Source organism: Echinicola marina (assembly GCF_020463795.1).
Classification (GTDB): domain Bacteria; phylum Bacteroidota; class Bacteroidia; order Cytophagales; family Cyclobacteriaceae; genus Echinicola; species Echinicola marina.
Genome location: NZ_CP080025.1, coordinates 3,505,691 through 3,521,836 on the forward strand (window position 1 = coordinate 3,505,691; position 16,146 = coordinate 3,521,836).

10 protein-coding genes and 1 pseudogene are annotated in these 16,146 nt (G+C 40.2%); 9 read left to right on the plus strand and 2 right to left on the minus strand.

Going from position 1 to position 16,146, the window contains the following annotated elements:
• Window positions 1-7 precede the first annotated feature (7 nt).
• The 4 genes from KZP23_RS14210 (at window position 8) to KZP23_RS14225 (ending at window position 4,832) form a co-directional block, all read left to right on the plus strand.
• Window positions 8-1,843 carry a RagB/SusD family nutrient uptake outer membrane protein gene (locus tag KZP23_RS14210; protein WP_226332424.1) on the plus strand — a complete coding sequence of 612 codons (1,836 nt, stop codon included), beginning with the start codon at window positions 8-10 and terminating at the stop codon, window positions 1,841-1,843.
• A 51-nt stretch (window positions 1,844-1,894) separates the two neighbouring features.
• Window positions 1,895-2,836, plus strand: coding sequence for a BT_3987 domain-containing protein (locus KZP23_RS14215; protein WP_226332426.1), 942 nt, complete (start codon window positions 1,895-1,897; stop codon window positions 2,834-2,836).
• Window positions 2,837-2,907: 71 nt separating this feature from the next.
• Window positions 2,908-4,422 (plus strand): alpha-L-fucosidase, encoded by a 1,515-nt coding sequence (locus KZP23_RS14220; RefSeq protein WP_226332428.1) that lies wholly within the window; start codon window positions 2,908-2,910, stop codon window positions 4,420-4,422.
• A 200-nt stretch (window positions 4,423-4,622) separates the two neighbouring features.
• Window positions 4,623-4,832 (plus strand): hypothetical protein, encoded by a 210-nt coding sequence (locus KZP23_RS14225; protein WP_226332429.1) that lies wholly within the window; start codon window positions 4,623-4,625, stop codon window positions 4,830-4,832.
• Between the two features lie 31 nt (window positions 4,833-4,863).
• Here the strand turns inward: KZP23_RS14225 and tnpA (KZP23_RS14230) are convergent, their stop codons facing one another.
• On the minus strand, window positions 4,864-5,325 hold the full coding sequence (gene tnpA / locus KZP23_RS14230; protein ID WP_226332430.1) for an IS200/IS605 family transposase: 462 nt from the start codon (window positions 5,323-5,325) through the stop codon (window positions 4,864-4,866).
• A gap of 418 nt (window positions 5,326-5,743) precedes the next feature.
• Here tnpA (KZP23_RS14230) and tnpA (KZP23_RS14235) point away from each other — a divergent pair.
• The 4 genes and pseudogenes from tnpA (KZP23_RS14235) to KZP23_RS14250 all read left to right on the plus strand — a co-directional run bounded on the left by tnpA (KZP23_RS14235) (window position 5,744) and on the right by KZP23_RS14250 (window position 12,807).
• Window positions 5,744-6,163, plus strand: a pseudogene (gene tnpA, locus KZP23_RS14235) (IS200/IS605 family transposase).
• A gap of 670 nt (window positions 6,164-6,833) precedes the next feature.
• Entirely contained in the window at window positions 6,834-9,146 is a 2,313-nt protein-coding gene (locus KZP23_RS14240) for a PSD1 and planctomycete cytochrome C domain-containing protein (RefSeq protein WP_226332432.1), read from the plus strand.
• 1 nt (window position 9,147) lies between these two features.
• Complete coding sequence (locus KZP23_RS14245; RefSeq protein ID WP_226332433.1) at window positions 9,148-10,602, plus strand: DUF1501 domain-containing protein; 1,455 nt, start codon at window positions 9,148-9,150, stop codon at window positions 10,600-10,602.
• A gap of 72 nt (window positions 10,603-10,674) precedes the next feature.
• Window positions 10,675-12,807, plus strand: coding sequence for an FN3 associated domain-containing protein (locus KZP23_RS14250; RefSeq protein ID WP_226332435.1), 2,133 nt, complete (start codon window positions 10,675-10,677; stop codon window positions 12,805-12,807).
• A gap of 172 nt (window positions 12,808-12,979) precedes the next feature.
• On the opposite strand, the gene KZP23_RS14255 is transcribed toward KZP23_RS14250, so the two are convergent.
• On the minus strand, window positions 12,980-13,669 hold the full coding sequence (locus KZP23_RS14255; RefSeq protein WP_226332436.1) for a DUF4494 domain-containing protein: 690 nt from the start codon (window positions 13,667-13,669) through the stop codon (window positions 12,980-12,982).
• Window positions 13,670-13,850: 181 nt separating this feature from the next.
• On the opposite strand from KZP23_RS14255, the gene KZP23_RS14260 reads away from it, so the two are divergent.
• Window positions 13,851-16,130 carry a patatin-like phospholipase family protein gene (locus KZP23_RS14260; RefSeq protein WP_226332438.1) on the plus strand — a complete coding sequence of 760 codons (2,280 nt, stop codon included), beginning with the start codon at window positions 13,851-13,853 and terminating at the stop codon, window positions 16,128-16,130.
• Window positions 16,131-16,146 lie beyond the last annotated feature (16 nt).

The window sequence follows — 16,146 nt, forward strand, 5'->3', positions numbered from 1 at the left end:
AACAATCATGAATTTATATAGAATAACGACAAAGTTAGCACTATTACTGACCGTAATTTTGTCTTCCTGCAATATGGATTATTTGGATGTTTCTGATGAGTTGGCGGGGGAATTGACCATGGAGGAAGTTTTTAATACCCCTAGCACGACAAGGCAGTTTCATCGAAATATATTTTCGGGAATTCCTAATAGCAGTAATATGATGCTTAATATAGGGGGGCTTGATAATCCGTGGGCAGGGGCTACAGATGAGATTAAAATGGCCCAAGGTCCATTAAGGAACTTGACCTCCAATGGATTTAATTCTGGGAATGCTTCATTTCATCGTTGGGGGGCACTGTATCAGCTGATACGTCAGGCCAATTTGTTTCTGGAAAATGCCCGGGTAATTCCCAAAAGTGGTATTGCCGATTTTATAGATGAAGATGAACTATCCGAAATGAAAGCCCAGGCGAAGTTTTTAAGGGCATATTATCATTATTTGCTGTTTGAATTGTATGGGCCAATTCCCATCATGGATGCAGCGGCAGATCCTTCGTCTCCCGATCTTGATTTTGCAAGAAGTCCTGTAGATGAGGTGGTTAATTTTATTGATTCAGAATTGGTAGAGGTATCTGAGCAATTAAATGATAAAGAAACAGAGCAAAACTTTTTGGCATTACCAACGAAAGGTGTTGCGCTAGCGGTAAGGGCGAGGCTATGGATGTATGCTGCCAGTCCGCTATTCAATGGAGGATATGAAGAAGCATTGTCATTGACCAATCCAGAAAGTGGAAATAGGCTTTTCCCAGATCACGATTCTAGCAAGTGGCAAAAGGCCCTTGACGCAGTTCAAGAATTTATTGATTTTGCAGAAAGTGGTTATTATGAACTGTATAAAGAGCTCGATGACGATGGGGAATATGATCCGTATAGTTCACTTTATAACCTGTTTATGGAATATAATGATGAGATTATTTGGGCTAATCCGAACCATAGTTTTGGAAACCTAACGGGAGAAGGGGTGGATAGGAGAGCGACTCCTAGAACAGAGCGCGGTGGATTTGCATGCATTGCGATATCTCAAGAGTTGGTAGATGACTTTTTTATGATAGATGGAAAAACTATCGGGGAATCGGATCTGTATAGTGAGGAAGGCTTTTCCGATCCTGGAGAAGATCTCAGTGGCCAAACAGATATTGGCACTTATAGAATGTGGATCAATAGGGAACCAAGGTTTTATCAGACAGTATTTTTCCATGGTAGAAAATGGCACATTAGCAATAATGTAATAAAGTTCAATAAAGGAAACGGTAATGATAATTCTTCCCAGAATTACCCTTGGTCCGGTTATTTGATGTATAAAAGAATAAGCAGATCCATTTATAATGAGGGAAGCTATCCTAGAAGTGAATATCGTCCATCCATCATCTTTAGGCTGGCAGAATTTTACCTTCTCTATGCAGAGGCCTTAAACGAGGTAAACCCATCAGATGCTAGAATTATCGAGTATATCGATAAGGTAAGGAAAAGAGCAGGAATTCCATTGTTAGCGGATATCAAACCGGAGATTATCGGAGATCAGGAAGCCCAAAGAGAAGCAGTGAGACAGGAGATGCGCGTGGAGTTGGCAACAGAAGGACAGCGTTACTTCGATGTTAGAAGGTGGATGATTGCTGAACAGCCAGAAGGCCAACAGGGAGGCGCTTTTTATGGTATGAACATGAATGCGGAAGTGGAGGCAGATTTTTTCGAGAGGACACCTTATGAAGTAAGGGCCTGGGAAAAAGCCATGTATCTGTATCCTATTCCTTTAAATGAAATTCAGAAAAGTGAAAGGCTGGTTCAGAACCCCGGGTGGTAAGCACTTAAGTTGATCGTCCATTGCCGATTTACAAACAAAAAAACTTGACATATGAATAACATATCTTATAAAATATATTCTTTTTTTCTCCTACTGTGTCTCATTGTTGGGGCAGGTTGTGAGGAAGATGAGCAAGAAATACCTACAGGTATTTTTATAGCACCTAACTCCAGGGACATCGTGGAACCAAGGAATGTTGTATTTGTGGAAAATTATGAATCCTCCATTGCATTTTCCGTGGCAGTTTATGAGCCCGCTTCAGAAGAAATACAGGTGGCCATAAGGCAAAATAATGAATTGGTAAGCCAATATAATTCTACCAATGGGACGCAATATGAGCCTTTACCTGAACAAAGTATCCGTTTTAGTTCAGAAACACCAGTGATCGAGAAGGGAGAAAAGAATTCCGCGGAAATTGAGGCATTGATCAACTCAGATCTATTGGATGAGGATAAAACCTATATGCTGGCTTTGGAAATTACCAATGCCAGTGGAAATATCGTATTAAACAAGGCGATGAATGTAAAGTATTTTAGCTTGAAAGGCGGGCCACCACCAAATATCGCTTTAGGTAAACCAACTAATCAGTCAAGTATTACCGCTGGTGGACTTAGCCCAAGGGCTGTTGATGGCAATACCAATGGAGCATGGAGTGCAGGATCTGTAACCCATACAGCCGGCGTAGGCCAGGATTGGTGGGAGGTAGACCTAGAAGCTATATCACCATTGATTGCCCAGATCAATATATATAACCGTACAGATTGTTGTGCACAAAGATTGGTGGATTTCCATGTATTTGTATCAGATGTGCCATTTGAATCCACTTCTTTAGAAGAAACGCAGGCCCAAGAAGGGGTATCTGATTATTTTACTGCAGGAGTAGGTGGAGCTAAGACTGAAATCAAAATAGGCAGGACAGGCAGGTATGTGAGGGTACAACTAGAAGGGAATACGCCATTAGCTTTGGCAGAGGTAGAGATATTAGCCTTATAATAAAAATTAAACAGGATAGTAACCCGCTATTGTACCTTTGGTTCGGTAGTGGGTTGCTTTATTAAAAGTAGATGAAAAAGTTCGGATTATTAATTAAGGTGTTGTTACCCTTGCAGATGTTGGCGTTTTATGCCTATGGTCAAAAGATTAAGCCCAATCATATTCAGTTTATATCCCCAGGGGATAGCCAAGAAGACATTATTGAAAAGGCTGCCAATGTGGTTCCAACGGTGAGGCAACTCAGGTGGCAAAAGCTGGAGGTCACAGGTTTTATCCATTTTGGTGTCAACACATTTACTGGAAAGGAGTGGGGAACTGGAAATGAAAAACCTGAAATTTTCAATCCTACTGACCTTGATGCAGAACAATGGGTTTTGGCCGCCAAGGCTGGCGGAATCAAGCAGTTGATCATTACTGCAAAGCACCATGATGGATTTTGTCTATGGCCTACCGAGACTACTGAACATTCGGTGGTTTCAAGTCCATGGAAATCAGGTAAAGGAGATGTGGTAAAAGCCTTAGCAGAAGCTTGTAGGAAACATGATATGGGATTTGGTATATACCTTTCCCCTTGGGATATGAATGCGCCGAGCTATGGAACAGAAGCTTATAATGATTTATTTATAGATCAGCTTACAGAACTACTTACTTGGTATGGGAAAATAGATGAAGTATGGTTTGATGGAGCTAATGGGGAAGGACCAAATGGTAAAAAACAGGTCTATGATTTTGATCGTTATTATGAAAAAATAAGGGAATTGCAGCCTGAGGCTGTCATTGCCATCATGGGGCCTGATGTGAGGTGGGTAGGAACAGAAACCGGTTATGGAAAAGATACGGAATGGAGTGTAGTTCCTGTCAATAACCTTGATCAGGAAAAAATAGCGGCTAATTCTCAGCAAAATGTAAATGTGAAACCTACTTGGGACAAGTCCAAGGAAGTCTTGGGAAGCCGGGAAAGCTTACTCAATGCCAAAGGCTTGGTATGGTATCCCGCAGAAACTGATGTGTCCATTCGGCCAGGTTGGTTTTATCACAAGAATCAGGACGATAAAGTAAAATCCCCGGAAAAGCTTTTGGATATCTATTTTAATTCCGTTGGTAAAAATGGTGTGTTGCTTTTGAACTTACCACCGGATAAAAGAGGATTGATTCATGAGGAAGATGTAAAAAATTTAAAGGCATGGAAGGCATTAATTGATGAGCTGTTTGATGAGAACTTGTTAAAGCGTGCGACAGGTAATAAGAAATTCAACAAAAGCCTTGTAGATGGACAATTAGAGACCTCTATTGTTCCTTCTAAAACCAAAGAAGGTTATGAGATAAGGTTTGATTTTAAAAATCCGATCGCTTTTAATGTCCTTGTACTTCAAGAAAATATTACCAAAGGGCAGCGTGTGGAGAACTTTCAACTTGAAGTCCTAAAAGATGGAAAATGGCAATCTGTTGTAAACGGAACAACTATTGGGTATAAACGAATATCAACGCTTCAGGAGGTAAATGGGAGTCAATTTAGACTGAAAATTCAAGATAGTAGATTGTCTCCGGAGATTTCCGAAGTCGGATTTTATTTAGATAAGCAATAATCAATAGGACTAAAACTTTAATTTCCACATTAGCTGTATTTATATGGATGATGTGGAAATTAAATGCTTTGCTGCCTTATTTTATAATAAGGATGGCCGCTATGATGGATTATTCCTTTGAAATTTGCTTGGACCGGGCGAGGTTTACCTAACAGATGATGAAAGAGCTTGTGTCTTAATTCAAACGTTCGGTAAAAAAAATGAATTTCATAAAGGCCATTGGGCTAGACCTAAAGTTGGTTGTAAAAAGTGTTGGCTTGGGGAATGTGTTGAAGGCATTGAAACGTGAGGCGAAACTAAAGAAAAATTACCCAAAAGGTATTTCGGGTAATTATTTGTGGTTTATTGGTGTGCTGCCTGAGAATCAAGGAGAAGGAATGGGGAGTCATTTATTGGATTATAGTAAATAATCCTCGGGGCAAGCCCACGAGGCATTATTGGTCAATCGAATATTTTTAATTGATAATTGGTCTTCAGTTTTTTATATCCTTTTTCCAGCCCTTGACTCTTTACATAATTAGCGATCTTTTCCTCTGTTCCATGTTGGCCTACCGTATTGACAAAATATCCCTTACCCCAAAACTCCCCTCCCCAGAGCTGTTTTTTCACCTCTGGGCATTCTTTAAACACCTCTCGTGACACTAAACTCTTTATCGTTCTCACTATTTTGGTTATACTATACGTTGGAACCGATTGGATCAGAAAATGTACATGGTCAGCATCTGTACCGATTTCCAGAAATTTAATCTCATATCTTAGTTCTATCTGTTCACACGTCGATGTCAGAACTTTATCAACCTCTTTACTGAACACTACTCGTCTATATTTTGCTGAGCAAACTATATGGTACAGCAAAACTGATACATTATGACTCTTATGGATATACTTACTTTCTTGCGACATCGAGTCACAAGATAGTAAAACGAGGCTAGCCTCGGGGAATTTGACCCTAAGAGATTAAAGTTAAAAGTCAACGGGAAAATAAGCATCTATATCTTGAAACGTCTTCAGAAAGGAATTTGCCATGGTATTCGATAAACGGCTTTGAACTTTACCATCAAATGGATGATTTTGGCTTCCCCTTTTACTATTTTAGGTATTTAAGCTATCTGATTATCCGCAATGATGCCAGTAACCTTAAATCCTTTGCTTAAGTGGTTGGGAGTTTGAAGACTGAAGACCGAAGGAGTTGATATTTTAATATACACTTAGAAATCCACGTTCTGTGAACGTGGTCAGAGACCGTTTCACGGGTTTGCCTAAAAACCGACTCAAGGTTAACTTTCAAGATGTTGTCCCCACAACAAAAGAAAGTAACCAAATGAGTCGATTCAATAGATTATCTCATGCCATTTGGCATTGTAAGTACCATATAGTTTGGACGCCTAAATATAGGTATAAAGTGCTTAAGGGCACAATAAAGGAAGAGGTAGAAACCTGCATTCATCTGTTCAGCGAGCAAAAGCGTTGCAAGATAGAAGCATTAAATGTTTAGGAGGACCATGTTCACCTGATTATCGAGGTACCGCCAAAAGTATCCATATCAGAAATTGTAGGTGTGCTAAAAGGACGTACTGCAATAAGGGTTTTTGGTAGGTTCAAGGAGTTGAAGCAGCGCCCCTATTGGGGCAATCACTTTTGGGCCAAGGGCTACTGTGTAGATACGATAGGTCTTGATTCGGAAATGATCAGACGATATGTGGAATATCAGGAAAAGCAAGAAAAGAAGTTTGAAAAGTAAATAAAGTTTAACATAGGGGGTTATCACAAATCCCCTTCCTTTGGATGGGGATGTTTTAATTAAAATGAACATTTCGATTCGCTTTTAACTTTTACTGGTGTAATTGCGGATATACATATTAAGCTAAAAGCAATAATGATGAGTTTGTTTTGAGTAAGGCTTTTCTGTAAATCTACAATTACATCACCATTCAAACAGGCCTATAAAGAGACACCGCTCTCGGGAAATCCTGGTCATTGGGGGCAGCATGCAGGGATAGAATAAGTTGAGGTGGATAAAATAGGGGGCCATGGAGGTATTAATTTTAATTGATACTATACAAATGAGATTTTTCTAATATGTTATTTTTTCTTTTTGGTGTTAGTTGAAATATTTGTTAGTTTAGGGCATGTGATCTAAATATATTTGACTTTCCAGTCATATGATCAATGGTTTTGGTTATAGAATAATGTAATGGTGAGCGTTAGGAGTATAATAAAGAAGAGTCTATATGGACAAAGCTTTTATTATTCCGTTATAAATTATAGTGAACATTCGGTTGTTTGCGAAATAATAGCTATTGTAAATGGTCTGATAATATGGTTTTATTCTTCTTCTGGATAGATAGAACTATTTTAATTTGTGAAATAATTGAATATGTTTGTTTGAACAAAAGTACAATATATTATAGATGAAAACCCATAATAATTTCTTGTTGGCAGTATTGGCAGGGATAGTGATCTTTACCGCTTGTGATGGGCCATCTGAGGAAAACAAAAGCTTATTGGCATCGGATCAGATCAGTTATAATTTTCATATTCGACCGATATTGTCAGATAAATGTTTTGCCTGCCATGGGCCAGATGCCAATAAAAGAGAAGCCGGTTTACGACTGGATACCGAGGAAGGCGCTTATGCAGCATTGAAGGATTCTCCTGATGCGCATGTGATCGTACCTGGAAAAGCCAATGAATCTGCCGTTTATCAGCGGATAAGTACGGAAGATCCCAGTTTACAAATGCCCCCGCCTGATTCCAACCTAAAACTTTCGGAAGAAGAAGTCGAACTCATTAAAAAATGGATCAATAAGGGAGCTAAATATGAGCCCCATTGGGCTTTCACACCTCCCAAAAAATCAGCATTGCCATTAGAGGACGAGTGGTGCAGAAATGAAATAGATAATTTTGCCCTTGCTCAAATGAAGCAATACAGGCTTTCTCCCAATGAAGAGGCAGATGCTGCTACATTGGTAAAGCGATTAAGTCTGGATATCACTGGACTTCCACCAAGTCTGGAATTGATCGATAAGTATTCAGATCTAAGTGGAGATAATTATGAGGCATTGGTAGATGAGTTGATGGCTAAACCATCCTATGGTGAAAAACTGGCTGTGCTATGGATGGATGTATCCAGGTATTCGGATAGCTATGGGTATCAGGATGACGAAATGCGCACCCAATGGCCATACCGAGATTGGGTAATTCATGCTTTCAATGAGAATATGTCCTATGACCAGTTTATCACCTGGCAGCTTGCAGGAGATATGCTTCCAAATGCCACCAAGGAACAAATATTAGCTACGGCATTTAACAGAAATCATAAATACACAGAAGAAGGCGGGATTATTCATGAAGAATATAGGGTAGAATATATCCTGGACAAGACCAATACATTCACGAAAGGTATTTTGGGTATCACCATGGAGTGTGCCCAATGTCATGATCATAAATATGATCCTTTTTCTCAGGAGAACTACTTTCAAATGTACGCCTTCTTTAATAACACTCCTGAAAAAGGGTTTGAAGGAGATGTTTCAAGAAGTAAACCTGCCAAAACTCCTATCTTATGGATTGACAAAGAAGATACTGATCCAGATGGAGTTTTGAGTTATTTGAATGCTCCTGATACATCACAGATTATGGTTTCTGTGATGGACGAACTGGATACCCTTCGTAAGACCTATATTTTGGATAGGGGTGTTTATGATGCACCTACAGTGGAGGTTCAGGCCTCGACCCCTCCATCCATCATGAAATATGCTGAAGGACTGCCAAAAAACCGTCTGGGATTGGCCGAATGGACCACCGATAAGAAAAACCCACTTACTGCGAGGGTATTTGTGAACCTTATTTGGCAAGAGATATTTGGTCAGGGAATAGTGGCCTCTGCCGGTGATTTTGGGATGCAGGGAGACTTGCCAACCCACCCCCAGCTATTGGATTGGTTGGCAGTGGATTTCATGGAAAATGACTGGGACATCAAGAGACTGATGAAGCAGATTTATTCATCTGCTACCTACAGACAGTCTTCAATAATCACAGAGAAAAAGCTGTCCAAGGATCCAAGTAATCTTTATTTGGCCAGGGCGCCAAGGTTAAGACTGACTGCTGAAAATATCCAGGATTTAGTATTGGCCAGCAGTGGGCTTTTGAACAAGGAAATAGGAGGGATGAGCATAAAGCCTTATCAGCCAGAGGGACTATGGGAAGCGGCCACTTCAGGAAGAGGTTCCTTGGCAAAATATGTTCAGGATAAGGGAGATAAGATTTACAGAAGAGGACTTTATCACTTTATCAAATTAACCGTACCACCACCAAAAGCCATCATCTTTGATGCCAGCAATCGTGACCGATGCGAGGTGACGAGAGGCAGGACGAATACGCCATTGCAGGCGCTCGTGATGCTCAATGATCCATTTGTACTTGAAGCAGCAAGGGTTATGAGTACCCAGATGGAGAAGGAGAATTTAAGTCCTGAGGAAGGGATAGAAACGGCATTTAAAAAGATCCTTTGCCGAAACATAAAAGATGAGGAGAAGGAAGTTTTGATGGATTATTTTGTCCAGGAGAAAGAGCGTTTCGAAGGAAATCCTGAAGTAATAGAAGAAAGTTTGGATGTTGGGGAAAAGCCATTGCTGGAAGAAGGCGTCAGTGCTGAGTCAGCTGCGATGATGCAGGTAATCGTCTCTTTGTATAATTTAGAAGAAACCATCACTAAGATTTGATATGGAAAAGGAAATATTAGAGCACGGATTAAATCAGAATAGAAGAAAATTTCTCTCCAAATTAAGTTTAGGTGTGGGAAGTATGGCTTTGGGGTCATTGCTTATTCCTGATTTGTTTAAGGGGAGTGGAGGAATGGAAGATGAATTGATGGCGGCCATTCCTCATTTTGCTCCTAAGGCAAAAAGGGTCATTTATCTTTTTCAAAATGGTGCTCCCAGTCAACTAGAAAGTTTTGATTATAAACCTATGCTGCGTGAGCGGATGGGGGAAGACCTTCCTGCTAGTATTCGGAATGGTCAACGATTGACAGGGATGACAGCTGGCCAAACCAATTTTCCATTGGTAGGTTCCTATTATGATTTTAAGCAGTATGGAGAGGCAAGGGCCTGGATCAGTGACCTTTTTCCGCATACTGCTAAGATAGTAGATGATATATGTATCGTGAAATCCATGCATACAGAGGCGATTAACCATGATCCTGCCTTGACCTTTTTCCAAACTGGAGCACAAGTAGGGAATAGACCAAGTATGGGGTCTTGGCTGAGTTATGGTTTAGGAAGTGAAAACAATAATTTACCTGCTTTCTGTGTGCTTCTGAGTAGGGGGAAAGGTAATGGCCAGGGAGTTTATTCCAAGCTTTGGAGCAATGGGTTTTTAGATGCTGTGCACCAAGGTGTTCAGTTTTCCAATTCTGAAGACCCCGTATTGTATTTGGGTGATCCCGATGGAATGAAGCGATCAGATAGAAGAAGGATGCTGGATCAAATAGCTTCATTGAACCAAATATCTTATGATCAGTTTGGTGATCCTGAAATTCAAGCCAAAATCCAGCAATATGAAATGGCTTTTAGGATGCAAACGGCAGTTCCTGAGGTTACAGATATTAGTAAGGAGCCGGACAGTATCATTAAAATGTATGGTCCAGACTGCTTAGTGCCAGGTACTTATGCGGCCAATTGTCTTTTGGCCAGAAAACTATCTGAAAGCGGTGTGCGCTTTGTCCAATTATATCACCAAGGATGGGACCAACATGGGAATTTGCCCAATGAAATGGCCGGGCAGGCAAAGGATGTGGACCAAGCTTCAGCCGCTTTGATCAAAGATTTGAAACAAAGGGGGCTTCTGGACGAAACTTTGGTGATCTGGGGTGGAGAATTTGGACGTACCAATTATTGCCAGGGCAAGATGTCTGTAGAAAACTATGGAAGAGATCACCACCCTAGAGCTTTCTCTATTTGGATGGCCGGAGGAGGAGTGAAGTCCGGTATTGTGCATGGAGAAACTGATGATTTTGGCTATAATATTACCAAAGATCCTGTACATGTGCATGATTTTCAGGCAACCGTTCTTCATTTGATGGGGATCAATCACGAAAAAATGACCTATAAACATCTAGGAAGAAGGTACAGACTCACGGATGTAGCAGGGACTGTGGTGAAAGAAATCATTGTATAGTTGAATTATCATCCATAAAGAAATTAGGCTGTTCATTTCTGGGCATCTCCTTTAAGTATATTTGAATAAAGAATGAATATTAGAAATAACCTACAGGGCTGGTTGGAAAATCTCTTAATTGTTTTCTCAGGTCTGATTATCATATTTATCATTGGAGGGGACAGGATGCTGGTGCCTCCAATATTACAGGTTTTGGGGAGAAGTCACCCTTTGATTTTGCACTTCCCCATAGTACTGATGGTATTGGCCTTGGTTTTTGTTCTGGTTCCCAATCTACTTCCTTCGCCTTATCAACAAAAAGTGGCAAGGTGGTCCTTGTTATTTGCCTGTTTTTTTGCGGGAATTACTGTGCTAACAGGCTGGATGCTGAGTCAGGAAGAAGGCTATGAAGGAGATAATTTAATACTTCACAAATGGATGGGGGTGGCGGTATTTTTTCTGGCCGTTTTGATTTATTTCTTGATGGAAAAGCAGCCCAAAATGCAGAAAGGGATGGGCTTAGCATTATTGTTGGTCCTTATTGGTGCTGGGCACTGGGGAGCTAACCTAACCCACGGCACTGATTTTTTGATGGCTCCTATTACTTCAAATGATGGTGTACAGGTGAACTTGGAAGAAGCCGAAGTATTTGCCCATTTGGTGCAGCCTATCTTAGAACAAAAATGCAATTCCTGTCACCAAGCCAGTAAGAGCAAAGGACAATTGAGGCTGGATGAAGTCGAAATGATCCAGAAGGGTGGCAAAAACGGTGTGTTATTTGATGAAAAGGATTGGGAGAATTCTTTGTTCGTAAAACGTTTGGTAAAGCCAATTGAAGAAAAGGGGCATATGCCACCTAAAGGAAAGGCTCAATTGAGTCCCGAAGAACTACAGATCTTACAGGAATGGGTAAAAGGAGGGGCTAAATATGATGAAAAACTAAAGGATACTGGAGAGGAAAGTCCACTATTCCAATTGGCCAGTTTACAATTACAAAAAGAGGCTCCATATGATTTTGAAACTGCTGATGCTGATCTATTAGCCTCTTTAAACAATTTTTACAGAGTGGTAGCACCGCTTTATCCTGAGTCACCGGCCTTGGAGGTATCTTATTTTGGAGCAAGTGCTTTTGATCCCGCTTCATTACAAGACTTGAAGAAAGTGAAAGACCAAATTGTTGGGATTAGCCTGAATAAGATGCCATTGAAAGAGGTGGATTTATCAGTATTGGCCGAATTTAAGAACCTAGAAGAATTAAAGCTTAATTTTTGTGATCTTGGTACAGAGCAGCTCAAAGTACTGGGGGCTATGCCAAGATTAAGAAGTTTATCTTTGGCAGGAAATAAGCTAAGTCCTGATATTTTCCAAACTCTTGCCAAAGCTGACAACTTAGCGTATGTATATCTATGGAGTACAGGACTTAGTGAAGAAGATGCCAAAAGGTATCAAAAGGAGTCTCCACATGTAATGTTGGAATGGGGATTCAGTGATGATGGGATAGTTTATGCCCTCAATCCCCCACAGATTAAATACAGCAAAGTGATTTTTGACCAGAAAGAAAAGGTTGAAATCAAACATGGTATAAGTTCTGTGGAAGTGTTTTATACTTTGGACGGATCAGAACCTGATAGTATTAATAGTCTCAAATATGAATCTCCGATAATAATTGATCAAACTTCAAACCTTAAAGCCAGGGCTTTTGCTACAGGCTGGACCAAAAGTAACTTGACGGAAGCCTATTTTTATAAATCAGGGATTCGACCAGAAAATGTGGATCTAAAAACGTCTCCTTCAGGTCAATACCAGGGAAAAGGAAAGGAAACCCTATTTGATTTAGAAAAAGGAGATAGTAATTATGCTTCCGGGGACTGGTTAGGTTTTAAGGATGAACCCATGATTTTGGAGCTAAGTATTCCGGAGGGGGGGAATGCAGGAAATATTGCTTTCAGTTTTATTTATCATGAGCAAGCCCATATTTTTCCCCCAGTAAAAATATTGGTACAGGGTAAAATGGGGGAAGGTGCTTGGAAGACCATAATAGAAGACAGTCCGAAAGTTCCTGAGAAGCGAAGGGCTAGTAGAATGAAACAGGTGAGTTATCCATTAGATGGGGCCCATTATGATCATCTCAGGATAGAAATTCACCCAAATCAGCATTTACCATCATGGCATAGGAGTGCTGGAGGTAAGGGATGGGTATTTATAGATGAAGTGGTGATTGGTTGAGCAGTGATTTCCTGATTGCAAGGTTACCGTGTCGTAAATCACTTGGTCAATCTGAAGCTGAAAATTCCTTCTAAACGATAAAGATATACTTATTTATCACCAATAGAAAAGGGGCTGTCAAGCCCCTTTTCTATTGGTGATACCTTAAAGCAGGTACGTGCATATTCGATTTTTATTTTTCTTCCTCTTCGGATTCAGAAGCCAACTCCTCATCTTCCAGTTGCTCTTCATCAGTTTGGTCAATTGGCTCTTCTTCCTCTGACTCAAAAGATTCTTCATAATTATCTTCAGCAATAACCTCCTCAGTTTCCTCTTCTTCTTGAGTGTTTACGGGAGCATTGGCAGCTCTTGCTTCTTCTCTTCTGGCTTGATCAGCCCTTACTTCACTGACAGGTTTAAGGTTGGAAGGTGGAGGGGGAAGTAATTCTTCATCTTCACTTTCATAAGGGAATATTTCTACGATAGGGCTTTCGTTGATATCAGGTACCCTAAAGCTTACCAGCATATTGCTTAGGCTTTCGTGAATCCTATCATAGGCTTCTTTTACATCATGTGCAGAAACCAACATGTATTGGGTGACCTTCTTCTCCTTACCGCTATCAGCATCTGTAACCACGTAAGTGATTTTACACTTATGCCAGATATCAATATCCTCATAGAAAAATACATCAACAATATTACTTTTGCTGATATTGGTCACCTGAAAATCGCCCCTGATCACACTACCGAGCATATCGTAGATCCTCGCCTCTGCTTCAGTAAATGACACAGCGTCGATGAGGTATTGTTCATTTACATTCTTTAGCAATCCCTGCTCGTTTTCCTTGGCATATTTTACTTTGCACAAAAACCAAATTCTCATATTTTTCCTCTTTAGACTTTTCGGATGACTAAGGTAATACCTATTGTAGAAAGCCCAAATATAAATTTTAATATTCCTTATGACAAGGCTTAAAAGGTGAGCAGATGTCTATTCTTTTTTAGGTAATCCTTACTGATAAGCCGCCAAAAAGTGTATATTAACTATTACAAAAATACAATTTATGTGGAATAGCCTTTTGCATAGTTTCCCAGTTCAATTACTCATGCTCCATTTCAAAAAGAATATTGCCTTGGTGGCAATTTGGGGACTTTTGGTACTGGTGATTTCCAATAATTTCGGTAAGGTTTTGGGTATTCCCTATCTTTTTTTGGATCCAGAGTACCTCAATGAAGTTTCTTGGATTGGTTTTTTTATGATGGGGATAGGCTTGGCCATTTTTACCATGGCCTTTCATATGACCACTTATATCATGGATGCTGCCCGATTTAAATTTTTGGCGGTCCTTTCCAGGCCTTTTATCAGGTTTTGTATCAACAATAGTCTGATTCCATTAATGGCTTATTTGGTCTATATCGCTAGTATTGTCAATTTTCAACTGGATAATGAGTTGGAGAGCAATTGGGAGATTTTTAGATATGTAATCGGATTTTTGATTGGGAGTTTGCTGACTTTCCTGTTATTATTTGCCTATTTCGCTTTGACCAATAAGCATTTCTTTTTGATGTTTACTGATACATTGGACAAGAAACTGAGAAAGACTAAGGTGTCCCGTGCCAATGTGATCAAGCGGTATAAGGACCGGAAGAGGGCTTTGGACTCAGTGGGGACTTATTTGGATATTGATCTCAGGCTCAAAGAGGTCCGGCCGGACCTGTCACAATTTGAAGGGAATATGCTGCTGAAGGTTTTTGATCAAAATCACCTTAATTTATTTATCATTGAAATAGCCTTGGTGGCCATTATTTTGTTTCTAGGATTTTTCAGGGACAATGAATTATTACAGTTTCCTGCTGGGATGAGCGTGATGCTGATGTTCTCTATTTTGACATTGTTGGTAGGCGCTGTTACGTTTTGGTTGAGAAGCTGGTCCACATTTGCGGCCATAGCCATCTTTTTGATATTCAACAGTGCTTCCAAAACGGAGTTCATGAACAGACCCCATTCTGCTTTGGGAATGGACTATGATACAGAAGCAGTGTATAACTTGAATCGTCTGGACAGTCTGGTGCATCCAGATACAGTTCAAAAAGACAAGCGCAATACCATTCAAATCCTGGATAATTGGAGGGCACAGTTTCCAGCTGAAGAGAAGCCAAAGATGGTACTGATCACTTGTAGCGGAGGTGGACAACGTGCTGCTTTATGGACTTTGCATGTCTTGCAGCAAATCCATTTAGTGACTGAGGGGAAGTTTATGAAACACACCCGACTCTTTACTGGGGCATCTGGTGGAGTGGTCGGTGCCGCGTTTTTTAGGGAGCTTTACCTTAGGTCTAAGGAGGGGGGGCATATTGACCTGAGCGATGAAATTTACCTTGATCAAATATCTGCAGATAATTTAAACCCTATCATTTTTACATTGATGGTCAATGACTTGTTGATCCGAAATCAAAAGGTGGAGTATAATGGACGAGAATACTTGCAGGATAGGGGATTTGCTTTTGAAAATCAGTTGAATATAAATACAAAAGGGGTCTTGGATAAGCCGCTTATAGCTTATGAAAAACCAGAAAGAGAAGCTGTCATTCCCATGTTGCCTATCACTCCGTTGATCGTTAATGATGGGCGGAAGTTGTTTATTTCCCCACATTCTATGAGTTATATGGGGACATTCCTTGATGGGGTATTGGACAAAGAGGAAAAAAGTCAGGCCATAGATTTTATGAGGTTCTTTAGGGAGCAGGATGCAGAAAATTTAAGATTTATCAGTGCGCTGAGAATGGGGGCTACCTTTCCTTTTATTACACCGAATATACAGCTGCCCTCTGACCCATTAATGGAAATAATGGATTCCGGTTTATCAGATAATTTTGGGATCGGTGATGCCATGCGCTTTATTTATGTGTTTGAGGAATGGATTGCTGAAAATACTTCAGGGGTATTGTTGATTACCATTCGTGATTCTGAGAAAATCCTCGAAATCGAACAGAAAACCCCACCTACAGTCTTTCAAAAATTAGTGACTCCTCTAAAAAATATCTATATCAATTGGGACAATGTACAGACCTTAAATAATGAAACCCTCTATAATTATATGAGGGAAACCATGCCTTTTGCTCTCGAGCGGGTGGAGTTTGAATATTCATCCAAGGATTATCTGGAAGCCAAAAAGGAAAATGGCATTAGTGATGATGTCACTTTAAAAGAATTGGAAATCCAAAGGGCATCACTCAATTGGAGGTTAACTTCAAGAGAAAAGAAAGATATAATTGACTGCATAGGCAGTACACAAAATCGGAATGCGCTTCAGGAGCTCCAGACCATTTTTGAAGCGTATTAAATGGTCTGGTACCGCC